Genomic DNA, 20,441 nt, shown 5'->3' with positions numbered 1-20,441 from the left:
CAGAAAATGCCGCGGCCGGAGTTCGGCCGCGGCACGGGGAAGCGGATAAGGAGGAGCTACTCGTGGAAGGAGAGGACCAGGTAGATGCGCCCCTGCCCCCCCACCTGGAAGGGGAGGGTGAAGCTCTTGACGTCGGCTTTCCGGGGCGGAACGGCCTTGATGTTGTCCCCCGTGATGAGCTGGGGCGGGGTGATGTCCAGACCCGGAAGGTCCACCTTCATGAGGGCCTGGCCGCTGGTCATGTTGGTCAGCTCCCCCAGGACGCTCATGGACATGGGATCCTCGGGATTGGCCTCGATCATGCCTCCCGTGAGGGCCTTCACGTAGATGCTGAAACCTTCCATATCCGCCATGAGGGCGGCGGTGCCGTGGAGGCCCGCCCCCACGATGCCGATGAGGGCCGCCACACGGCTGCCCGGGGCGTTGACCCCCGTGGCGATCTCCGTCTTCTGGAAGACCGCCTCGACCCCCAGGGTCTGGCTCACCGACACCACCGAACCCGCGTAGGCGTTGACCAGCGTGGAAACCACCGAAGCTAATGCCATGGATACCTTCCTTCTTCCCTCCTCACGCACCGAGGGGGATGGGATTCCTTCGATTCTACCGTCCCCGCCGCCCAGAGGAAAGAGAACCCCCAGACCCATCTCCCCGGTCAGGCCGAAAACGCCCCCGCTAGGCGTCCTCCCCTCTTCCTCGAAGCAGCAGAACCCAGGCGGCCAGGTCGTCCACCGGCCGGGGGGGCGTCAGGAGGGAGAGGGGGAGCAGGCGTCTCCAGCCCCGAGGGGGGTGGAGACGGAAGTAGACCGCCCGAGCCAGGAGGGTGCTGTCCCGCTCCTCCACCAGGCGGCAGGAAAAGCCCGCCCCTTCCAGGGCGGCCTTCAGCTCCCGGGAACCCGTGCCGTCCCCGACGAACAGGGAGCCGTCCCATCCTCCCTCCAGGACGGGAGGGGCCCCCTCTCGGGCGTAGGGGGCCAGGGGGCGAAAATCCCCGGTCCGCAGGGCCTCCGTCAGCAGGTCGTCCCGGTCCGCCGGCAGGACGGCGGAGAAGACCAGCTCCCGCTCCCCCAGGGCGAAGCCCATTTTGCTCCGCCCCGGGTCCAGGGCTCCGTCCATCATCGGTCTCCCAGGGTGGTGGCCCAGCGGGGGTACATCCACATCCACTGGTCCGGGTGCTCCCGGATCCACCGGGAAAGGACGCCGTTGCACCGGTCCACCGAGGCCTGGGCGTCCTCCCCGAAGGGGATCCCCCGGGGGTCTTCCAGGGGGGGATAGAGGGTCAGGCGATGGTGCACCCCGTCGGGAAGGCGCACGGTCTGGAGGGGCACCACCGCCGCTCCCAGCTTGTGGGCCAGCTTCACCGGCCCCACGGGGGTGCTGGCGGGGGCTCCCAGAAAGGGGGACACCAATCCCTTGTCCCGGGCGTCCTGGTCCAGCAGGATGCCCAGGATGCGTCCCTCCCGGAGACACTGGATGGCGGCCTTCAGGTCGAAGCCCTTCCCCACGGTGACCACCCCGTGGAGAAGGCGCAGCTCCGCGATGAGGTCCGTGATCCGAGGGTCCCGCTGCTGCGCCCCGATGGCGTTCATGGGGAACCCCCGCTCCGCCAGCACCCCTGCGGCCATCTCCCAGCTTCCCAGGTGGGCGGTGAGGAGCACCACCCCCTTGCCCCGGTCCAGGGCTCCCCGCAGGTGTTCCTCCCCCTCCAGGGTCACCCAGTCTCCCAGGTGTCCCACCAGGGCGGGAAACCGGAGGAACTCCGCCGCGGAACGGCCGAAATGGTCGTAGGCCCCCAGGACGATGCGCCGCGCCTCCCCCCGGTCCACGGCGAGAAACCGTTCGCACCGCCCCACCGCCCGCTCCACCCGCTCGGGGGTGCAGCGGGCCACGGTCCGGCCCAAAAGCCCCCCCAGCCGCACCGCTCCCGGGTGGGGCAACGCGCGAAAAAGGCCCCCGGCGACGCCAAGGGCCTTCCAGATCCAAGGTTGGGGTCCCGTCATGCCCATCCCCTCCGTCATTCTCCTGCCGAAACCCCGCCGGGGATAGTCAGAGAAGTTCCTCTCTCTGACGCTTCACCCAGTCCCCCAGAAGGCATCGGGTCTCCCCGAAACGCAGGGAAAGCCCCTGCCCCGAAAGGGCCAGCTGGGAGGCCATGAAGGCCTGCCCCGCCAGGCAGGAACCCACGTACTGCCACATGGAGGGTTCGGAGCCCTCCGGGCTGCCCAGGACGGCGGCCACCAGGGTGGCCACGGCCTCCTCCGCCGCCTTGGGGGACCCGTCCCCCAGACGGGTCATCCCCGCCGCGGCCCCCGCGGAGGCTGCCACCAGGCCGTCGAAGCCCGGTTCGTCCCCCGAGTCGGGAAGCAGCGCCCCGGTGACCAGCTGGCTCAGGGCCAGGGCCTCCGCCAGTTCCCGCTCTCCCCGCCCCAGGCCCTTGCCCAGCACCCCCACGGGGAGGGAGGCAAGGAGCCCCTGGACGGGGCACCCTCCGGCGGCCATGAAGTTCCCGTCGCCCCCGGCAAAGTGGAAGTCCAGCGCCGCGGCGGTGAAGGCCCGGACCATCCAGAGCAGGTCCTCCTCCGGCGCCTGCCTCCAGAGGCGGTAGCCCAGGCCGCGCCCCCGGGGCTTGACGATGCCCCTCTGGGAGGCCCGCTCGTTGGCCGCCAGCCCCCGCAACAGCAGGGCTTCGTCCTCTCCGTCGATCTCCTCCGCCAGGGACCAAAGCTGGGCAAACTCGTCGCAGGCCAACTGATCCCGAAAGAAGAGGAGCTTCAACCGGTCGCTCTTGCGGCTATCCGTCGAGACTTGAAGGTATTCCCGAAGCTCCATCTCCGTCCCTCCCGGCGCGCCGGTTCCGTGGGCCTGCTCCTTCGGCGCCCTTCACTTATAACTCATGGTGCCGCGGTCCTCAAGTCCCATCCCCCGATTCCTCCTCCCCCCTCCTCCTGCGGCAGAGGGGCCTCCAGCCGAACCCCCAGACCGCCCCGCCTCCCAGGAGTCCCAGGCCCATGATGGGGAGGATGGCCCCCTCCAGACCGGCGAACCGCCCCAGGTACCCCACGGCCAGGGGAGCGGCGATCCACCCCCCGTCCATGGCGAAGAAGGCCAGGGCCACCCCCTTGGGGCGAAGCCTCGGGGGGATCAGGTCCGGGATCAGGGCCAGCACCACGGGAAAGCCGAAGCCCATCCCCACCCCGTAGAGGAGCCCGCAGGCCAGCAGGGCTCCGTCGGAACCCGCCTCCAGGGCCGCCAGCCCCGCGCCTCCCATGAGAACCACCGAGCCGCCCAACAGCCCCATCCTCTTGGCGCAGGAATCCATGAACCGGGAACCCGCCAGTCGGACTCCCAGGGCGGCCAGGGCGACCCCCACCACGAACCGGCTGGCGGAAAGCCCCTTCTCCCCAGCGAGGGAGGGAAGGTACTGGAGACCCGTGGCGTTCACCAGGGCGAAGAGGAGAAGGGAGACCAGGAGGGGCACAAGCCCGGAAAGGCGGCGCAGCTCCCCCCAGGAACCCCAGTCCTCCCGGGGCCGTCGTTCCCGGGCCAGTTCCCGGGGAACCAGAAAGGCAGCGGCGGCGCAGGCGAACCCCCACAGGGGAGCCTGGGCCAAGTAGACCCCGAGCCAGCCCCGGGAGAGGAGGAAGTCCGCCCCGGGCACCACGGTGAGCTGGGGCATCACGTACCCCACGGAGACCAAAGCGAAGGCGGCCCCTCGGATGTCCGGGGGGATCACCAGGGCCTGGTAGGCCGTGAGCCCCACCATGTAGACCCCGTAGAACCCCCCCTGGAGGAGGCGCACCGCCAGGAGGAGGGAAAAGCTCCCCGGTACCGCCAGACCCAAGGACGCAACCCCCATGCCCAGGCCGGAAAGGAGCAGGGTCCGCCAGACCCCCAGGCGCTCCGTGCAGAGGCTCCCCAGGGGACGGACCAGGGTGGTGGCCAGGAAGAAGGCGCTCATGAGCCAGCCGGTGCGCACCAGGTCCACCCCCTGTCGGGACAGGGCCAGGGGGTAGAGGAAGTACAGGGCCATGAAGCCCTGCACCACGTAGGTCACCACCGAAGAATGGAGGATCTCCCGGTCCTTCAAGGCGTCAGGGGCGGCTCCAGAAGGCCGCGATCAGGGGAAGGACCACCAGGATGGCCACCAGGCGCACCAGGTTGAAAAGCACCGTCACGGGGGCGTTGGCCCCGGTCTCCACCGCCACGGTGGCGATGCCCGTGAGCCCCCCGGGGGAGGTGGCGAACAGGGCGGTGAGGAAGTCCATCCCGCAGAGCCGACCGAACAGCCAGGCCAGGAAGAGGGAGAAGCCCAGGAGGAGGATGCAGTAGGCCAGGGCCGCAGGGATCAGGCGGGGAAGGTCCTTGAGGGACACCAGGTCGGAGGAGCGCACCAGGACGTAGGCCACCAGGATCTGGGAGACCAGGGAAAGCCCCGGCAGGGGGGCCAGGACGTTCATCCCCAAAAGGGCCTTCACCGTCAGCCCCCCCACCAGGCCTAGCACCAACCCCCCCGCGGGGAAGCCGAGCCGGCCTCCCGCCACCCCCAGGACCACCACGGCCCCCACCAACCAGATCTCCTTCATCTCCCGTCCCCCCGTTCCCAGCCATTGTAGCCGCCATCCCCGCAACGTGCGCGGAGCCGCCCGAACGCGCCGGGCGGCTCCGCACGGGATCTCGAAGGGAGGGAGATCAGGCCGTCTCGGGCTGGATCTCCTCCCCTGCGGTCTTGCGGAAGAACAGGAACGCCGCCACCACCGCCCCCAGGGCCACCAGCTTGGGCAGGTCGTGAGGCAGGAAGGCCCCCACGGAGACCAGGATGATGGCCACCCGCTCCAGGGGCTTCAGGGACCGGAACATCCACCCTTCGAGTCCCGCCGCCAGGCCCAGGATCCCCGCCACCCCGGCCACCAGGATCACCGCCAGGTCCAGGTAGACCACGTTTTCCAGCAGGATCATGGGGCTGTAGATGAAGCTGTAGGGCAGCAGGTAGGACGCCAGGGCGATCTTCGTGGCGGTGAAGCCCGTCTTGGCGGGGTTGGCCCCGGCGATGCCCGCCCCCGTGAAGGCGGCCAGGCACACCGGCGGGGTCAGGTCCGCCATGATGCCGAAGTAGAACACGAAGAGGTGCGCCGCCAGGGGAAAGACGTTCATGCCGATGAGGGCGGGGGCGATGATGGTGCTGCACACGATGTAGTTCGCCGTGGTGGGCAGCCCCATGCCCAGGACCAGGGAGGCCACCATGGCCATCACCAGGGTGGGGAGGAGCTTCCCCCCGGAGATCTCGATGATGTTGTTGGACAGGGTGAGCCCCAGGGAGGTGAGGGTGGAGGTCCCCACCACGAAGCCCACCAGGGCGCAGGCCAAAGCCACCCCCAGGCCGCCCCGGGCCCCTTCTTCCAGGGCTTCCACGATGGCCTTGAAGCCCATACGGGTGTGGGCCCGGAACTGGCTCACCACCACCACCGCCAACACCCCCAGGAACGCCGCCTTGATGGGGGTGTACTTCATCAGAAGGGCCGCGATGACCGCGATCACCGGAATGAGCAGGTGTCCGTCCTGCTTGAGGACCTGCCCCGCCGCGGGAAGCTCGTCCTTGGAAAGCCCCCGGAGGCCCCGCTTGCGGGCCCGCACGTGGACGTTCACGAAGATGGCGGTGTAGTAGAGCACCGCAGGCAGAGCCGCCGCCGCAGCGATGCGCAGGTAGGACATGCCCAGGAATTCGCTCATGATGAAGGCTCCGGCCCCCATGATGGGGGGCATGAGCTGGCCTCCCGTGGAGGCGCAGGCTTCCACCGCCCCGGCGTACTCGGGCTTGTAGCCCACCCGCTTCATCAGGGGGATGGTGAAGGTCCCGGTGGTGGCCACGTTGGCCACGGAGGAACCGTTGATGGTCCCGAGAAGCCCCGAGGCCACCACGGCCACCTTGGCGGGACCTCCGGGACGGGAGCCCGCCAGTGCCAGTGCCAGCTCGTTGAAGAACCGGGCGCCCCCGCTCTTGCCCAGGAAGGCGCCGAAGATGATGAAGGTGATGACGAAGGTGGCGGACACCCCCAGGGCCACGCCGAAGATCCCCTCGGGGGTGAGGTACATGTGCTGGATGATGCGGCTCACGGAGTAGCCCCGGATCTGGAACATCCCGGGGGCGTAGGCCCCGTAGTAGCAGTAGGAAAGGAAGAGGAGACTCATCACCGGCAGCACGTTGCCCACCACCCGGCGTCCCGCCTCCAGGACCAGCACCATGGCCAGGGCCCCCAGCCACAGCTCGTACCCGATGGGTTCCGCCCCCCGGCGGGCGATGTCGTTGAAGAACAGGGCGATGTAGCCCACCGCCACCAGGGACGCGGCGGCCAGGATCCAGTCGTACCAGGGCGTCTGGGTCTTGGAGCCCTTCTGGGTCATGGGATAGAGCAGGTACACCGCCACGATGGCGAAGGTGAGGTGCACCGCCCGCTGGATGGTGATGGGGAGGATGCCGATGCCCGCGGTGTAGAGGTGGAACAGGGACATCCCCGCGAGGAGCAGGGTGACCAGCTTGCCCGGCAAGCCGGTCAGCCTGCGGTAGCGACTCTCCGCGTCGTACTTCTCCACCAGCCGCTGGATCTTTTCGTCGTTCATGGGGTCGATGGAAAGCAGATCCACCGGCTTTTCCTTGGGTTCCATAGCGATCCGACGCTCCTTTCGGTACAGAACGGGGGACGACTCACGCCGTCCCCCGGCTTGACGCCTGTACAGCAGCCCCCTGGAACGGAAACGGACGGGCTAGTTCACCGCCACTCCCGCTTCCTTGTAGTACTTCTTCGCCCCCTGGTGCAGGGGGATCTTGATGTAGCGCACGTTCTCCGGGGTCATGGAACTCATGCGGGTGGTGATGTTCACCAGGTCCTGCTTCTTATCGAAGAGGGCCTTGGTCATCTTGTAGACCAGGTCCGCGTCCACCTTGTCGGACACCACCAGGATGTTCCAGCTGGCGAAGGTCTTGTTGGGCTTGTCCTGCCCCTTGTAGGTCTTGGCGGGAATGGTGAAGGGAAGGAAATAAGGCAGCTTAGCGCAGATCTGGTTGATCTGGGCCTCCGGGACGTCCACGAACTCCACCAGGCCCATGGTGGCCGCTTCCACCACCCCGGAGATCCCCACGGCGCCCACGGTGAGGGCCGCGTCGATCTGCTTGTCCGCGAAGGCCTTGGCGGTGTCGGAGAGCCCCAGGTTCTCCGCCTTGATGTCCTTGTCCGGGTTCAGCCCCGCCGCCCGAAGCAGCTCCTTGGCGGTGACCTCCGTGCCGCTTGCCACGGCTCCGATGGAGACCCGCTTGCCCTTCAGGCCGCGAAGGTCCTTGATGCCGCTGCCCTTGGCCACCAGGAAGTGGATGGGCTCGGCGTAGAGGGGCACCATGGCGCGGAGGTACTTCTGGGGCTGGCCCTCGTACTTGCCCTTGCCCAGGTAAGCGAAGTAGTAAAGCCCGTCGGCGAAGCCCATCTCCGCCTCGCCCTTGCTCATGAGCTGCAGGTTGTGCACGGTGCCGCCGGTGGACTGGGCGCTGGCCTTCATCCCCGGGATCGCGGTGTTCCAGATCTTCGCCATGCCCGCCCCCACGGGGTAGTAGGTCCCCCCGGTGGTGCCGGTACCGATGTTGATGAAGGTGGCCCCGAAGGCCGTACCCGCCATCAACGAGAAGAGCGCTGCCCCTACCGCCAGGAACCGAAACCCACGTTTCACTTCCCTTACCTCCGTGTCGATTGGTGCCTCTAGAGCCATTAAACCACAGGGGGCTGTGGCGTCAAGCCAATTCCCAAACAATAACACAAAATGAACTTGGGTCGAACCACTATCCTCCATCCAGCGGAGGCAACAGGACCAATCGTTCTCCTGGTAACACGGTGACCTCGAGGGACGCCGTCCGGCCCTCCCTCAGGACCGGCCCCACGTTCCGGGGGTCCAGGCCGAGGAACAGAAGGAACTCCCTCAGGGGCAGGGGCCCCGGGAGGGACACCCGGAGGAGACGCTCCCCTTCCCCCTGAAGCCCCGGCCCCAGGACCACCTCCACGGGCTGGTCCGATCCGCCCCGCAAAGGGATCTCCGTCAGTCCCCGTACCCCAGGGCGCGCCTCGCCTCCCGGGGACCCACGTCGTAGAGGTCCGTCCCCAGGGGGTCCACCACCACCACGGCGGGGAAACCCTCCACCCGAAGGCGCAGGATGGCCTCCGGCCCCAGGTCCTCGTAGGCCACCAGGACGCACTCCTGCACGGATCGAGCCAGCAGCGCCGCCGCACCCCCGGTGGCGCCGAAGTACACCGCCCCGTGGCGCCTGAGGGCCTCCAGCACCTCCGGAGAGCGGCGTCCCTTGCCGATCATCCCCCCCAGTCCCAGGTTCAGGAGGGCAGGGGTGTAGGGGTCCATGCGACCGCTGGTGGTCGGGCCCACGGGGCCGATGGCCCGACCCGGCGGGGTGGGGGCGGGGCCGGCATAGTACACCACCTGGTCCCGAAGATCGAAGGGAAGGGGTTCCCCCCGGCGGAGAGACTCGGTCATGCGGCGGTGCGCCGCGTCCCGGGCGGCATAGATCGTCCCGGAGAGGAGCACCCGATCCCCCGCCCGAAGGTCCTTTCGGACCTCCCGGGTCAAGGGGGTGGAGAGGGTCAGGATGCGGGCTTCCGTCATGGGTTTCCCCTCCTCAAAGGACGCCCGAGGCGTGGCGCAGGGCGTGGCAGCAGAAGTTGACCGCTGCGGGCATGCCCGCGATGTGGGTGGGCAGGCAGGACAGGTGCACCGCCAGGGCGGTGGTGGCCCCTCCGTAGCCCCCCGGGCCGATGCCCAGGGCGTTGATCCGCCTCAGGGCCTCCGCCTCCAGGGCAGCGTAGCGGGGGTCCCGGTGGGGCTGTCCCAGGGGGCGGAGCAGGGCCTTCTTGGCCGCCAGGGCCACGGTCTCGAAGTTCCCCCCCACCGCCGCCCCCAGCACCACGGGGGGACAGGGGTTGGGGCCGGCGGCACGGACCGCCTCCACCAGGAAATCCAGCACCCCCTCCTCCCCGTCGGCGGGGCGAAGCAGGGCGATGCGGCTCATGTTCTCGCTGCCCATCCCCTTGGGGGCCACGGTGATCTCCACCCGATCCCCGGGGACGGACTCCAGATGGATCACCGAGGGGGTGTTGTCCCCCGTGTTGATCCGGTCGAAGAGGGGGTCCGTGACCACGGACTTGCGGAGGTACCCCTCCCGGTAGGCCCGGCGGACCCCTTCGTCCACCGCCTCCCGCAGGGAGGACCCTTCCAGAAGCACCTCCTGCCCCCAGGAGAGGAAGACCACCGCCAGGCCGCAGTCCTGGCAGAGGGGAAGGGATTCCTCCCGGGCGATGCGGGCGTTCTCCAGCAGATCCTCCAGCACCGACCGGGCCAGGGGCAGGGGTTCCCGGTCCCGACCCTCCTTCAGGGCCCGAAGCACCGGACCGGGCAGGACCCGGTTGGCCTCCAGGGCCAGCTCCCGAATCCGCTCCACCAGCTGCGCCGCAGGAAGGACGCGCATGGGCACTCCCCCTTCATCACGAGACGTAGGTCTTGGGTCCTAGTGTACCGGTTTTGTCGGAAAAATGAAACGAGCGGCGAAGCCCTGTGCCTCGCCGCCCCTGCACTTTATGGACAAAAAACATCCCGCCGCCCCACTGACAGGAAGCGAACAGACCACAGGAGAACCGGAGCCCCCCTGCAATGGAGCAGGAGGGAGGCCTAAGGCCTCCCTCCCCCGTTTACTGTGTCGAGATTCCTTGAGGCGGAGTTCTCTACGCCGTCAGCAGGGTGAGCATGGCTCCCGCCGCCACGGCGGTTCCCACCACTCCCGCCACGTTGGGTCCCATGGCGTGCATGAGCACGTAGGACCCGGGGAACTCCTGCTGCACCACCCGCTGGCACACCCGGGCGGCCATGGGCACCGCGGAGACCCCTGCGGCCCCGATAAGGGGGTTGATCTTGCCCCCGGACATGACCTTCATCACCTGACCAAAGACACAGCCTCCGGCGGTGCTGAAGATGAAGGCCACCAGCCCCAGGACGATGATCTTCAGGGTCGCTGCGGTGAGGAAGGTCTGGGCCTCCATGGTGGCCCCCACGGTGATCCCCAGGAAGATGGTGGTGGCGTTGAGGATCTCGTTCTGCGCCGCCAGGTTCAGCCGCTCCGTGCAGCCGCACTCCCGAAGCAGGTTCCCGAACATGAGCATCCCGATGAGGGGCACCGCCGGGGGCAGGATGAGCCCGCAGGCGATGGTGCTAATGATGGGGAAGAGGATCCGCTCCGTGCGGGTCACGGGCCGGAGCTGCTCCATCTTGATGGCCCGGTCCTTCTTGGTAGTGAAGAGCCGGATGATGGGGGGCTGGATCAGGGGCACCAGGGACATGTAGCTGTACGCCGCCACCGCCACCGCCCCCAGAATCTTCGGGGCCAGCTTCATGCACAGGTAGATGGAGGTGGGGCCGTCGGCGCCCCCGATGATCCCGATGGCCGCGGCCTCCTGGATGCTGAAGCCCATGAACATGGCCCCCACCACGGCGATGAAGACCCCGAACTGCGCCGCCGCCCCCAGGAGGAACGTGATGGGGTTGGCCAGCAGGGGGCCGAAGTCCGTGAGGGCTCCGATGCCCATGAAGATGATGATGGGGTACAGTTCGTGCTTCGTCCCGAAGGAGACGTAGTAGAGGAACCCGCCGGGGTCCATGATCCCCGAGAGGGGCAGGTTCACCAGAAGACAGCCGAAGGCGATGGGCATGAGCAGCAGGGGTTCGAAGCCCTTGCCGATGGCCAGGTACAGCAGCACCAGAGCCACCACCAGCATGATGATGTTGCCCGTGGTGAGCCCCACCAGGCCCGACTGGGTGATGAGGCCCTTGAGCGCGGTCAGGTAAAGTTCCATGGCTCCTCCCTCCTAGCCGGGGGGGCTTACGCCACCACCAGGAGGACGTCGCCGGTGTTGACCGAATCGCCTTCCTTGCAGCGGACCTCCGACACGGCGCCGGAGGCGGGGGCAAAGATCTCGTTCTCCATCTTCATGGCCTCCAGCACCAGCACCAGCTGACCCGCCGTCACGGCGGCGCCGGGCTGCACCAGGACCTTGAGGACCTTTCCGGGCATGGGGGCTTCCACGGTGCCCGCCCCGGCGGGGACGGGGGCGGCGGGAGCGGCGGGCTTCGGCGCGGGGGCCGGAGCGGGAGCGGCAGCAGGGGCAGGAGCCGCGGCGGGAGCCGGAGCGGCGGCGGGAGCGGCGGCGCCGGCTCCCAGATCCTCCACGTCCACGTCGTACGTCTTGCCGTTCACCACGATGCGATATTTGCGACCCATCACAATGACCTCCTCAGAAGAATCCAAGTCGTCCCCGTTGCGGGGATTAGCCTTCCAGCTGCTCCATCCGTCCCGCCATCTTCCAGGAGGAGGCCAAGGCCCCTCCCGCAGGCAGGACCGGACGGATGCCCGTCACCGCCACGGCCCGCCCGCAGGCTGCCGCGATGGCGGCGGCGATCACCGCCACCAGCTCCCCGTCCTCGGCAGGACCGGTGACGGCAACGGGAGTCTGGGGAGCCACGGCCACCGCCTTGGCTCCCGACGCAGAGGCGTCGGGGGTGGCGGCGGACTTGGCCTTGGCGGCGGCGTCCAGGCTGTGGGCCAGCATCTTGGTGGCGAACATGACCAGCATGAGGCCCAGGATCACCAGGAACACGATGCTGAAGGCGATCAGGGACATGAGAACGCCCCCCATGGGGCCGACGAAATGTTCGTGGATGCTCATGTCGTCCCTCCTAGTGGGGCATGATGCCGTGCTTGCGCTTCGGCCGGAGTTCCCTCTTGCCGTCGCACATGAGCAGGGCCTGGTAGAGGGCGGGACGGGTCTCCTCGGGGAGGATCACCCGGTCCACGAAGCCCCGGGACGCGGCCTGGTAGGGGTTGGCGAAGGCCTCGCGGTACTCTTCGATCTTCTGGCTGCGCACGCCGTTCTTGTCCTTCGCCGCGTCGATCTCCTTGCGGAAGATGATGTTGGCAGCCCCCTCCGCCCCCATGACGGCGATCTCCGCCTGGGGCCAGGCCAGCACCACGTCCGCCCCCAGGTCCTTGCTGCACATGCCCAGGTAGGAACCGCCGTAGCCCTTGCGGAGCACCAGGGTGATCTTGGGGGCCGTGGCCTCGCTGTAGGCGTAGAGGAGCTTCGCTCCGTGGCGGATGATGCCTCCCATCTCCTGGTTCAGACCGGGGAGGTAGCCCGGCACGTCCTCGAAGGTGACGATGGGGATGTTGTAGGCGTCGCAGAGGCGGATGTGGCGGCTCGCCTTGTCGGAGGCGTCGATGTCCAGACACCCCGCCATGAAGGCCGCCTGGTTGGCGATGATGCCGATGGACCGGCCGCCCACCCGGGCGAAGCCCGTGACGATGTTCCGGGCCCACAGGGGCTGGACCTCGCAGAAGTCCCCGTCGTCCACCACCTTGCGGATCACGTCGCGCACGTCGTAGCCCTTGTTGGGGTTGGTGGGCACCGCCTCCCGGAGGCTCATGTCCGTCTTCATGGGGTCGTCCCCGGGCTGGGAGACGGGGGGATCCTCCATGTTGTTGCTGGGGAGGTAGGAGAGGACCTTGCGGACCTGGGCGAAGCACTCCGCCTCGTCGGCGGCGAAGAACTGGGCCACACCGGAGGTGGCGTTGTGGGCCCGGGCGCCGCCGATCTGCTCGGAGGTGACGTCCTCGCCGGTCACCGCCTTGATGACCGCGGGGCCGGTGATGTGCATGATGCCGACCTTGTCCACCATGAAGATGAAGTCCGTCAGGGCGGGGCTGTAGACCGCGCCGCCGGCGCAGGGACCGGAGATGATGGAGAACTGGGGGACCACGCCGCTGGCCTTCACGTTGCGGAAGAAGATGTTGCCGTACCCGGAGAGGGCGTCCACCGCCTCCTGGATCCGGGCGCCGCCGGAATCGTTGATGCCGATGATGGGGGCTCCGTTCTGCAGGGCCAGGTCCTGAACCTTGCAGATCTTCTTGGCATGCATCTCCCCCAGGGAGCCGCCGAGGACGGTGAAGTCCTGGCTGAAGACGTAGACGATGCGCCCGTCCACGGTGCCATAGCCCGTGACCACGCCGTCGCCGGGGAACTTGGTCTTCTCCATGCCGAAGTTGTCGCAGCGATGCTCCACGAACTCGTCCAGCTCCACGAAGCTCCCCGGATCCAGAAGCTGCGTGATCCTCTCCCGGGCGGTGAGCTTCCCCTTGTCATGCTGCTTGGCGATGGCCTTTTCTCCACCGCCTTCGAGAGCCTTCCCGCGCTTGGCGAGAAGTTTCTCGCACAACTCGTCGATCGTACGCTCCGCCATACACTCCGACCTCCTTGCCTATGTGGGTACTCGAAAGGGCCCAGGTTCCCCCGAAGCACCCTGTCCGGGGGACCTGAGCCCTGTTCGCCTACCTTTCGCTGAGTTCCAGAAGGACGCCTCCGGAAGCCTTGGGGTGCACGAAGGCGATCTTGGCGCCTCCCGCTCCCATCCGGGGCTTCTCGTCGATGAGCCGCACGCCCTTGGCCTTCAGCTCTTCCAGGGCCGCCTCCAGGTTCTCCACCCGGATGGCGAGGTGGTGGATCCCCTCGCCCTTGGCGGCGATGAACTTGGACACGGGGCTCTCCTCGGAGGTCCCCTCCAGAAGCTCCACTTCCGTGTCTCCCAGGGGCAGGAAGGCGGTTTTCACCTTCTGCTCCGCCACCTCCTCGACCCCGTGGCAGTGGATGCCCAGGGCCTCTTCCCAGAACTTCAGGGCCTCGTCGATGCTCTTGACCGCGATCCCGATGTGGTCCACCACGGTGGGCTTCATGGGCTCTACGCCTCCTTCGCTCGCTTCTCCGCCACGGACTTCTCCAGCCAGGCGATGCACTCGGTGGTGGGGGTCCCGGGACCGAAGATGGCCCCCGCTCCCAGCTCCACCAGCCGGGGCACGTCGGACTCAGGGATCACGCCGCCCCCGAAGACCAGGATGTCCGAGGCGTTCTTCTCCGCCAGCAGGTCGATGATCGCCTTGAAGTAGTGCTCGTGGGCCCCGGAAAGGATGCTGATCCCCACGGCGTCGGCGTCTTCCTGAATGGCGGTCTCCACGATCTGCTCCGGGGTCTGACGCAGCCCCGTGTAGATGACCTCCATGCCCGCGTCCCGGAAGGCCCGGGCGATCACCTTCGCTCCCCGATCATGCCCGTCCAGGCCGGGCTTCGCCACCACTACGCGGATTTTCCGATCGCTCATCCTTCGTCCCTCCCGATCCTAAAGGACCACGTGTTCCCGGTACTCCCCGAAGACCTCGCGGAGCACGCCGCAGATTTCGCCCTCGGTGGTGTAGTGCCGCACCGCCTCGACGATGCGGGGCATGAGGTTCTCGTCGCTCTGGGCAGCCTTGCGGATATCCTCCAGGCAGTCCTTCACCTTGACGTTGTCCCGGCCCTCCTTGAGCTTCCGGAGCTTGGCCACCTGCTGGGCTCCCACGCTGGGGTCCACCCGCAGGAGGGTGCGGGAGGAGGTATCCTCCTCCACCTGGAACTTGTTGACCCCCACGACGATGCGGTCTCCCGCCTCCACGGCCTTCTGGTAGTTGTAGGCCGCGTCCTGGATCTGCTGCTGCACGTAGCCCTTCTCGATGGAGGCCAGCATGCCGCCCAGCTCGTCGATCTTGCGGATGTAGTTCCAGGCGCCCTCTTCGATCTGCTTGGTGAGGGCCTCCACGGCGTAGCTTCCCGCCAGGGGGTCGATGGTCTGGGTGATGCCGGACTCGTAGGCCACGATCTGCTGGGTCCGCAGGGCGATGCGCACGGACTTCTCCGTGGGAAGCGCCAGGGCCTCGTCGAGGCTGTTGGTGTGGAGGGACTGGGTGCCCCCCATGACCGCCGCCATGGTCTGGATGGCCACGCGCACCACGTTGTTCTCCGGCTGCTGGGCCGTGAGGGTGCTGCCGGCGGTCTGGGTGTGGAACCGGAGCATCTGGGCGGTCTTGTCGGTGACGCCGAAGCGCTCCTTCATGAGGTGGGCCCAGATCTTCCGGGCGGCCCGGAACTTGGCCACCTCCTCCAGGAAATCGTTGTGGGCGTTGAAGAAGAAGGAGAGGCGCTTGCCGAAGACGTTGGGGTCCTGGCCCTTCTTCACCGCCGCCTCCACGTAGGCGATGCCGTCCGCCAGGGTGAAGGCCACTTCCTGGATGGCCGTGGAGCCCGCCTCACGGATGTGGTAGCCGGAGATGGAGATGGTGTTCCACTTGGGGACGTGGCTGCTGCAGAAGTCGAAGATGTCCGTGATGAGCCTCATGGAGGGCTTGGGGGGGAAGATGTAGGTTCCCCGGGCGATGTACTCCTTGAGGATGTCGTTCTGGATGGTGCCGGAGAGGGCGTCCGTGGGGACACCCTGCTTCTCCCCCACGGCGATGTACATGGCCAGGAGCACCCCCGCAGGGGCGTTGATGGTCATGGAGGTGGAGACCTTGTCCAAGGGGATCTGGTTGAAGAGGATCTCCATGTCCGCCAGGCTGTCGATGGCCACCCCCACCTTGCCCACTTCGCCCTGGGCCATGGAGTGATCCGAGTCGTAACCGATCTGGGTGGGAAGGTCGAAGGCCACGGAAAGCCCCGTGGTCCCCTGGCTCAGGAGGTAGCGGTAACGCTCGTTGGACTCCTCCGCCGTGGCGAAACCGGCGTACTGGCGCATGGTCCAGAACCGCCCGCGGTACATGGTGGGCTGCACGCCTCGGGTGTAGGGGAAGCTTCCCGGGAAGCCCAGATCCTTGGGGTAGTCCACGCCCTGGAGGTGCTCCGGGGTGTAGAGACGCTCCAGGGGGATGCCGCCGCCGGTGGTGAACTCCTGACGCATCTCCGGCCCCTTGGTGAGGGCCTTGTCCACCGCCGCCTGGTACGCCGCCTTCTTTTCCGCGATCGCCTGCAGCTGCTTCTCGTCGAACACGCACTCCGCCTCCTAATCCTACACGAACTGTGGGGGTTGCCCTCCCCCCGCACGCGCCGGGGCTTCCGCCCTGGACACATGCCCGTCCATTATTTCGCAGTTCCCTCGGACGTGCAAGGTATTATCCTTAGTTTCCAGAAAGTTTCATGCAAATTCACGTCTCCGGGGGATTACTTTACCTTCGTTTCACCCCAGCCGGACCAGGAGGACGTGGATCCAGGAGGTGAAGAGGACCATGCACACCAGGGCCAGGGGGTAGGTGGCCCCGTACCCTGCGGCGCACTCTCGGGACCCCGTGGCCTCCACCGCCGCCCCCAGGCCGGGGGTGCTGGTCATGGCGCCGCAGAGGGCCCCCGCCAGGAGGACCCAGTTCATCCTCCAGACGCAGCGCCCCAGAAGAAAGCCCGCCAGCTCCGAGACCAGGGCCACCCCGAACCCCGCCGCGGCCAGCAGGACCCCGTGGGCCTGCACCGCCTCCAGTACCTGGGGTCCCGCCTGGAGCCCCACCGCCCCCAGGAAGAAGGCCAGGGAGAGGTCCCGGATCGCCTCCAGGGGCTCCGGGGCCATGCGGAAGGACAGGGAGCCCAGGTGCCCCCACGCCCCGGCGACCAGGGCCGCAAGAAGGGTCCCCCCGGTGGTGCCCAGGGAAAGGCGCCCCAGGCCGGGGAGATCCACCCCCACCCCTCCCAGGAGCAGCCCCCCCAGCAGGCAGACCAGAAAGCCCGCCAGGGAAAAGGGGGCGACGGGGTGCGGAAGGGGCGAAGAGGGGTCGGGGCGACCCCGAAGCTCCCGGACCAGGGCCTCCCGTTCCGCCGCCACGTCGATGCCCAGGAGGGCCGGGGCGAGCTGCACGAAGAGCACCACCGCCAGGACGCCGAAGGGGTAGGCCACAGAGTAGCCCACCGTCACCAGGGGGTTGTTCCCCGTGGCCTCCAGGGCGGCCCCCAGGCCGGGGGAACTGGTGAGGGCGCCAGTGTAGGTCCCCGCGATGAGAAGGGGGTGGGCCCCGCCCCCGAAGGACCGGGCCAGAAGGTAGGTGAGCGCCGCCCCCACTCCGGTGACCCACACGGAGAGGGCAAGACACCGCATTCCGTAGAGGCGCAGCACCGCGCGCAGGTCCTCCGCCGCCAGCAGCCCCACGCACACCACGAAGAGCAGCAGGTTCCAGGTAAAGGCCCCCTGGGGAGCGGACGCCCCCCCAAGCCCCAGGGCAAGTCCGGTGAAGAGGGCTCCCGAGAGGCCCAGGCGAAAGTGTCCCACCCGGACTCGCCCCAGAAGGTAGCCCGTGGAGGCCGCCAGGACGAGGGCGACCAGGGGGGGCTGCAGGAAGGACGGCAGGATCAAGGGGGGTTCCTCCTCTCCGGGGATGACGGGCGCGTTCGGGGTATCGGGCTTCCGAGGGCCGATGTGTATAATAGTACAAGCTTCCCCAGGGCGTCCCTCCCCCACGAGGGACCCCGCCGTCATGGAGGTGCCGCTGATGGAGATGCACACCTGTCAAGTCTGCAACAAACTGTTCGCGTCCTCGGGTCCTCGCATCTGCGCGGCCTGCATGAAGCGCCTGGACAAGGTCTACGAACGGGCGCGGGAGTACCTGCGGGACCACGCGGACGCGGAGCTGAACGCCTCCTCCCTGGCGGAGGCCATCGGGGAGGACGTGCGGGACCTGGAGATCCTCATCGCCGAGGGACGCTTCGAGAGGGACACCACGGCGGCGGATCCGGAGGAGAGGCGGCGTCAGCAGCTTCTGAGCGCCTTCCAGAAATCCCTGGGGGACTCCTCCGGCAGCGCCGCGGCGGATCGCCGGACCACCTACGGTCGGGACCGCCACGGGCGGGACTAGATCGAACCGAAGGGACGGGAAGAAGGGAGAGAACCCCATGTACAAGGCCATCCCCATCACCGAAAGCATCTCCTGGATCGGTGCCAACGACCGGGAGACGGACCTCTTCGAGGGGCTGTGGACCCTCCCCCGGGGGGTCTCCTACAACTCCTACCTGATCTGTGACGAGAAGGTCGCCCTGGTGGACACCGTCAAGAGTTCCTACCTGACGGACTACCTCCAGAGGCTCCGTTCGGTGCTCCAGGACTGCAAGCCCGTGGACTACCTCATCGTGAACCACATGGAGCCGGACCACTCCGGATCCATCGCCGTGATGAGACAGGTCTACCCGGACCTGAAGATCGTGGGGAACAAGAAGACCCTGGAGATGATCCGGGCCTTCTACGACATCCAGGACAACCTGGTGGAGGTAAAGGACGGGGACGTGCTGGACCTGGGGACCCACAAGCTGGTCTTCGCCCTGATCCCCATGGTGCACTGGCCCGAGACCATGGTCACCTACGACACCACCGACAAGGTGCTGTTCACCTGCGACGCCTTCGGGGGCTTCGGCGCCCTGGAGGGAGGGGTCTTCGACGACGAGGTGGACATGGACTTCTACGAGTCGGAAATCCTGCGCTACTTCTCCAACATCGTGGGGCGCTACAGCCCCTTCGTACAGAAGGCCATCGCCCGGGTGCGCACCCTGGACCTGAAGGTCATCTGCCCCTCCCACGGCCCGGTCCTCCGGTCCAACCCCTGGAGGGTGGTGGACCTGTACGACCGGTGGAGCCGCCACGAGACGGAGGAAGGCTGCGTGGTGGTCTACGGGTCCATGTACGGCAACACCAAGAAGATGACCGACGCCATCGCCCGGTCCCTCTCCGAGGCGGGGATCCGCAAGGTGGCGGTGCACGACGTCTCCCGGGCCAACGTGTCCTTCCTGGTGCGGGACATCTGGAACTTCCGGGGGCTGGTCCTGGGGAGCTGCACCTACAACACGGAACTCTTCCCCCCCATGGCCCACCTGACCCGCACCTTGGCCAACAAGGCCATGAAGGGACGGGTCCTGGGGCTGTGCGGCTCCTACAGCTGGAGTCGGGGCGCCCTTTCGGAGCTGCTCTCCTTCGCGGAGAAGGGGGACTGGGAGCTGGTGGAGCCCAACGTGGAGGTGAAGTCCTGCCCCACCGAGGCGGACCTGGAGCAGTGCACCCTCCTGGGGCAGCACCTGGCCCAGGCCATCCGCGCCAAGAGCTAGACCTTGGAAGACGAAAAACGAGCGGGGTCGGAGTTCTTCTCCGGCCCCGCTTATTCATGGTTTTCCGCCCCGTCTGTCCTGAGGAGACCTACCGTCCCTAGGGAAGGGCCGTGCGGGCCCCCTCTCCTCCCGGAGTGATGCGGAACCCTCCGAGGCTTCGGTCCAGGTCCCGGGCGTTGGCGGACAGGTCCCCCGTTCGGGCAGCCACCTGCTCCGCCGCCTCGGCGATGCGCCCCATCCCGCCCCGGACCTCCTCCGAAGCCTGGGCCACCTGGTGGATCTGGTCGGTGGTGGACTGCACCGCACCGGCGATCTCCTCCGAGGAGGCCGCCTGCTCCTGGGCCACCGCCGCCATGTCCTGGGTGGCCCGGGTGATCTCCCCCAGGGCCGACTGGATGTCCCCGATGGCCTCCTCCACGGAACGGGCCTGCTCCCGGGCCTCCCCGGCGTTGCCGCTGGTGCGGTCCACCGCCCGCACCACGTCCTCCAGATCCTTGGCGATGGCCTGGGCCAGGTCGGCGATGTTCCGGGCCGCCCCGTTGGACTCCTCCGCCAGCTTGCGCACCTCCTCCGCCACCACCGCGAAGCCCCGTCCCGCCTCCCCCGCCCGGGCCGCCTCGATGGCGGCGTTCAGGGCCAGCAGGTTCGTCTGGTCGGCGATCTGAGAGATGCTGCCCACGAAGGACTGGATCTGGTGGGCCCGTCCCGCCAGGTCCCGGACCCGTCCGGAGGACTGGGCCGCCTCCTCCGCCACGGTCTGGATGCTCCCCACGGCGGTGCGCACCGCCGCCAGGCCCGTCTCCCCCGCCTCGTGGGCCCGACCGGCCTGCTCCGCCATCTCGGCGCTGCGCTGGGCCACCGTCTGGGCCCCCGCGGAGATCTCCTCCACCCCCGCGTTCACCTCTTCGATCCCCGCGGACACGGAATCCACCAGGGCCACGGTGCGGTCCACGGCGTCCCGCCCCTCCCGGGCCTGGACGCGCAGGTCCTCCGCGGCCCGGAGAAAGTGGGAGACCACCTCGTTGTTCCCCTCGTTGGCCCGGGCCACCTGCCCCAGTGCCCCATCCAGAGAGGTGAGGAAGTCGTTGATGGAGCGGCTGACGTTGCCCACCTCGTCCCGGGCCCAGGTAAAGGTGCGCACCGTCAGGTCCAGCTGGGAGGCGATGCCCCCGAGCCCTTCCTCCACCGCCCCCAGGGGGCCCGTCACGGAGAGGACCACCCACCCCCCCAGGATCCAGAGGAGGAGCAGGCAGGCCCCCAGGACGCCCCAGGAAGCCCCCCCGGACCGGGTCGCCCATCCCAGGGCCAGGAGAAGGAGGCTGGCCCCCGCCAGGAGTCCCCAAAGGCGCACGGACATGCGGACGGAGCGAAGAAGCCGAATCCCCACCAACGAAAATCCCCTCCTTGAACTACGGGACATGT

General features: G+C 68.1%; 22 protein-coding genes. 2 read left to right on the top strand and 20 right to left on the bottom strand.

From position 1 onward, the window contains the following. Nucleotides 1–56: 56 nt before the first annotated feature. From APAU_RS02075 to APAU_RS14540, 19 genes are all read right to left on the bottom strand, one after another. Nucleotides 57–545: a chemotaxis protein CheX gene (locus tag APAU_RS02075; RefSeq protein ID WP_006300004.1), complete on the bottom strand. Its 489-nt coding sequence runs from the start codon at nucleotides 543–545 to the stop codon at nucleotides 57–59. 127 nt (nucleotides 546–672) lie between these two features. Then, a complete protein-coding gene (locus tag APAU_RS02070; RefSeq protein WP_006300003.1) occupies nucleotides 673–1,113 on the bottom strand; it encodes a hypothetical protein in 441 nt (146 codons plus the stop codon). Then, complete coding sequence (locus APAU_RS02065) at nucleotides 1,113–1,997, bottom strand: lysophospholipid acyltransferase family protein (RefSeq protein WP_006300002.1); 885 nt, start codon at nucleotides 1,995–1,997, stop codon at nucleotides 1,113–1,115. Before APAU_RS02065 ends, APAU_RS02070 begins: the two co-directional genes overlap by 1 nt. A gap of 46 nt (nucleotides 1,998–2,043) precedes the next feature. After that, complete coding sequence (locus APAU_RS02060; protein ID WP_006300001.1) at nucleotides 2,044–2,826, bottom strand: L-serine ammonia-lyase, iron-sulfur-dependent, subunit alpha; 783 nt, start codon at nucleotides 2,824–2,826, stop codon at nucleotides 2,044–2,046. Between the two features lie 79 nt (nucleotides 2,827–2,905). Continuing rightward, nucleotides 2,906–4,051: an MFS transporter gene (locus APAU_RS02055; RefSeq protein ID WP_156789402.1), complete on the bottom strand. Its 1,146-nt coding sequence runs from the start codon at nucleotides 4,049–4,051 to the stop codon at nucleotides 2,906–2,908. A 37-nt stretch (nucleotides 4,052–4,088) separates the two neighbouring features. Beyond that, nucleotides 4,089–4,625: an AbrB family transcriptional regulator gene (locus APAU_RS02050; RefSeq protein ID WP_269490216.1), complete on the bottom strand. Its 537-nt coding sequence runs from the start codon at nucleotides 4,623–4,625 to the stop codon at nucleotides 4,089–4,091. Between the two features lie 61 nt (nucleotides 4,626–4,686). Beyond that, nucleotides 4,687–6,657 (bottom strand): TRAP transporter permease, encoded by a 1,971-nt coding sequence (locus APAU_RS02045; RefSeq protein ID WP_006299998.1) that lies wholly within the window; start codon nucleotides 6,655–6,657, stop codon nucleotides 4,687–4,689. 99 nt (nucleotides 6,658–6,756) lie between these two features. Continuing rightward, nucleotides 6,757–7,710, bottom strand: coding sequence for a TAXI family TRAP transporter solute-binding subunit (locus APAU_RS02040; RefSeq protein ID WP_006299997.1), 954 nt, complete (start codon nucleotides 7,708–7,710; stop codon nucleotides 6,757–6,759). 109 nt (nucleotides 7,711–7,819) lie between these two features. After that, on the bottom strand, nucleotides 7,820–8,038 hold the full coding sequence (locus APAU_RS02035) for a hypothetical protein (protein ID WP_156789401.1): 219 nt from the start codon (nucleotides 8,036–8,038) through the stop codon (nucleotides 7,820–7,822). Between the two features lie 35 nt (nucleotides 8,039–8,073). Then, nucleotides 8,074–8,652: a Fe-S-containing hydro-lyase gene (locus APAU_RS02030; RefSeq protein WP_006299995.1), complete on the bottom strand. Its 579-nt coding sequence runs from the start codon at nucleotides 8,650–8,652 to the stop codon at nucleotides 8,074–8,076. A 13-nt stretch (nucleotides 8,653–8,665) separates the two neighbouring features. Further along, nucleotides 8,666–9,511 carry a fumarate hydratase gene (locus tag APAU_RS02025; protein ID WP_006299994.1) on the bottom strand — a complete coding sequence of 282 codons (846 nt, stop codon included), beginning with the start codon at nucleotides 9,509–9,511 and terminating at the stop codon, nucleotides 8,666–8,668. A 253-nt stretch (nucleotides 9,512–9,764) separates the two neighbouring features. Beyond that, nucleotides 9,765–10,889, bottom strand: a complete 1,125-nt coding sequence (locus tag APAU_RS02020) for a sodium ion-translocating decarboxylase subunit beta (RefSeq protein WP_006299993.1) — start codon at nucleotides 10,887–10,889, stop codon at nucleotides 9,765–9,767. A gap of 26 nt (nucleotides 10,890–10,915) precedes the next feature. Continuing rightward, nucleotides 10,916–11,314: a biotin/lipoyl-containing protein gene (locus APAU_RS02015; protein WP_006299992.1), complete on the bottom strand. Its 399-nt coding sequence runs from the start codon at nucleotides 11,312–11,314 to the stop codon at nucleotides 10,916–10,918. Between the two features lie 46 nt (nucleotides 11,315–11,360). Further along, entirely contained in the window at nucleotides 11,361–11,759 is a 399-nt protein-coding gene (locus APAU_RS02010; RefSeq protein ID WP_006299991.1) for an OadG family transporter subunit, read from the bottom strand. Between the two features lie 10 nt (nucleotides 11,760–11,769). Next, entirely contained in the window at nucleotides 11,770–13,329 is a 1,560-nt protein-coding gene (locus APAU_RS02005; protein ID WP_006299990.1) for an acyl-CoA carboxylase subunit beta, read from the bottom strand. 88 nt (nucleotides 13,330–13,417) lie between these two features. Continuing rightward, nucleotides 13,418–13,819 (bottom strand): methylmalonyl-CoA epimerase, encoded by a 402-nt coding sequence (gene mce / locus APAU_RS02000; protein ID WP_006299989.1) that lies wholly within the window; start codon nucleotides 13,817–13,819, stop codon nucleotides 13,418–13,420. A gap of 5 nt (nucleotides 13,820–13,824) precedes the next feature. Next, entirely contained in the window at nucleotides 13,825–14,241 is a 417-nt protein-coding gene (locus APAU_RS01995; protein WP_006299988.1) for a cobalamin B12-binding domain-containing protein, read from the bottom strand. An 18-nt stretch (nucleotides 14,242–14,259) separates the two neighbouring features. Next, complete coding sequence (locus tag APAU_RS01990) at nucleotides 14,260–15,939, bottom strand: acyl-CoA mutase large subunit family protein (RefSeq protein ID WP_006299987.1); 1,680 nt, start codon at nucleotides 15,937–15,939, stop codon at nucleotides 14,260–14,262. Nucleotides 15,940–16,125: 186 nt separating this feature from the next. Continuing rightward, the gene (locus APAU_RS14540) at nucleotides 16,126–17,283 is read right to left on the bottom strand and encodes an aspartate-alanine antiporter-like transporter (protein ID WP_006299985.1); all 1,158 of its coding nucleotides are present in this window, start codon (nucleotides 17,281–17,283) and stop codon (nucleotides 16,126–16,128) included. A 121-nt stretch (nucleotides 17,284–17,404) separates the two neighbouring features. Between APAU_RS14540 and APAU_RS01980 the strand changes: the two genes are divergently transcribed. Both APAU_RS01980 and APAU_RS01975 read left to right on the top strand, forming a co-directional pair. Further along, nucleotides 17,405–17,782 carry a hypothetical protein gene (locus APAU_RS01980; protein ID WP_232207747.1) on the top strand — a complete coding sequence of 126 codons (378 nt, stop codon included), beginning with the start codon at nucleotides 17,405–17,407 and terminating at the stop codon, nucleotides 17,780–17,782. 37 nt (nucleotides 17,783–17,819) lie between these two features. Continuing rightward, complete coding sequence (locus APAU_RS01975) at nucleotides 17,820–19,019, top strand: FprA family A-type flavoprotein (protein WP_006299983.1); 1,200 nt, start codon at nucleotides 17,820–17,822, stop codon at nucleotides 19,017–19,019. A gap of 97 nt (nucleotides 19,020–19,116) precedes the next feature. On the opposite strand, the gene APAU_RS14535 is transcribed toward APAU_RS01975, so the two are convergent. After that, nucleotides 19,117–20,406 carry a methyl-accepting chemotaxis protein gene (locus APAU_RS14535; protein ID WP_269490268.1) on the bottom strand — a complete coding sequence of 430 codons (1,290 nt, stop codon included), beginning with the start codon at nucleotides 20,404–20,406 and terminating at the stop codon, nucleotides 19,117–19,119. Between the last annotated feature and the right edge of the window lie 35 nt (nucleotides 20,407–20,441).

Origin of the sequence: Aminomonas paucivorans DSM 12260 (assembly GCF_000165795.1) — a bacterium.
In the GTDB taxonomy this organism is placed as follows: domain Bacteria; phylum Synergistota; class Synergistia; order Synergistales; family Synergistaceae; genus Aminomonas; species Aminomonas paucivorans.
The sequence above is the reverse complement of the archived record's forward strand: the minus strand, read 5'-3'. Positions and strand labels throughout refer to the sequence as shown.

Excerpts from the sequence above, each read along its gene's own strand:
- APAU_RS02075 (WP_006300004.1), bottom strand. The coding sequence starts at position 545 with ATGGCATTAGCTTCGGTGGTTTCCACGCTGGTCAACGCCTACGCGGGT.
- APAU_RS02070 (WP_006300003.1), bottom strand. The coding sequence starts at position 1,113 with ATGGACGGAGCCCTGGACCCGGGGCGGAGCAAAATGGGCTTCGCCCTG.
- APAU_RS02065 (WP_006300002.1), bottom strand. The coding sequence starts at position 1,997 with ATGACGGGACCCCAACCTTGGATCTGGAAGGCCCTTGGCGTCGCCGGG.
- APAU_RS02060 (WP_006300001.1), bottom strand. The coding sequence starts at position 2,826 with ATGGAGCTTCGGGAATACCTTCAAGTCTCGACGGATAGCCGCAAGAGC.
- APAU_RS02045 (WP_006299998.1), bottom strand. The coding sequence starts at position 6,657 with ATGGAACCCAAGGAAAAGCCGGTGGATCTGCTTTCCATCGACCCCATG.
- APAU_RS02030 (WP_006299995.1), bottom strand. The coding sequence starts at position 8,652 with ATGACGGAAGCCCGCATCCTGACCCTCTCCACCCCCTTGACCCGGGAG.
- APAU_RS02025 (WP_006299994.1), bottom strand. The coding sequence starts at position 9,511 with ATGCGCGTCCTTCCTGCGGCGCAGCTGGTGGAGCGGATTCGGGAGCTG.
- APAU_RS02020 (WP_006299993.1), bottom strand. The coding sequence starts at position 10,889 with ATGGAACTTTACCTGACCGCGCTCAAGGGCCTCATCACCCAGTCGGGC.
- APAU_RS02015 (WP_006299992.1), bottom strand. The coding sequence starts at position 11,314 with ATGGGTCGCAAATATCGCATCGTGGTGAACGGCAAGACGTACGACGTG.
- APAU_RS02010 (WP_006299991.1), bottom strand. The coding sequence starts at position 11,759 with ATGAGCATCCACGAACATTTCGTCGGCCCCATGGGGGGCGTTCTCATG.
- APAU_RS02005 (WP_006299990.1), bottom strand. The coding sequence starts at position 13,329 with ATGGCGGAGCGTACGATCGACGAGTTGTGCGAGAAACTTCTCGCCAAG.
- mce (WP_006299989.1), bottom strand. The coding sequence starts at position 13,819 with ATGAAGCCCACCGTGGTGGACCACATCGGGATCGCGGTCAAGAGCATC.
- APAU_RS01995 (WP_006299988.1), bottom strand. The coding sequence starts at position 14,241 with ATGAGCGATCGGAAAATCCGCGTAGTGGTGGCGAAGCCCGGCCTGGAC.
- APAU_RS01980 (WP_232207747.1), top strand. The coding sequence starts at position 17,405 with ATGGAGGTGCCGCTGATGGAGATGCACACCTGTCAAGTCTGCAACAAA.
- APAU_RS01975 (WP_006299983.1), top strand. The coding sequence starts at position 17,820 with ATGTACAAGGCCATCCCCATCACCGAAAGCATCTCCTGGATCGGTGCC.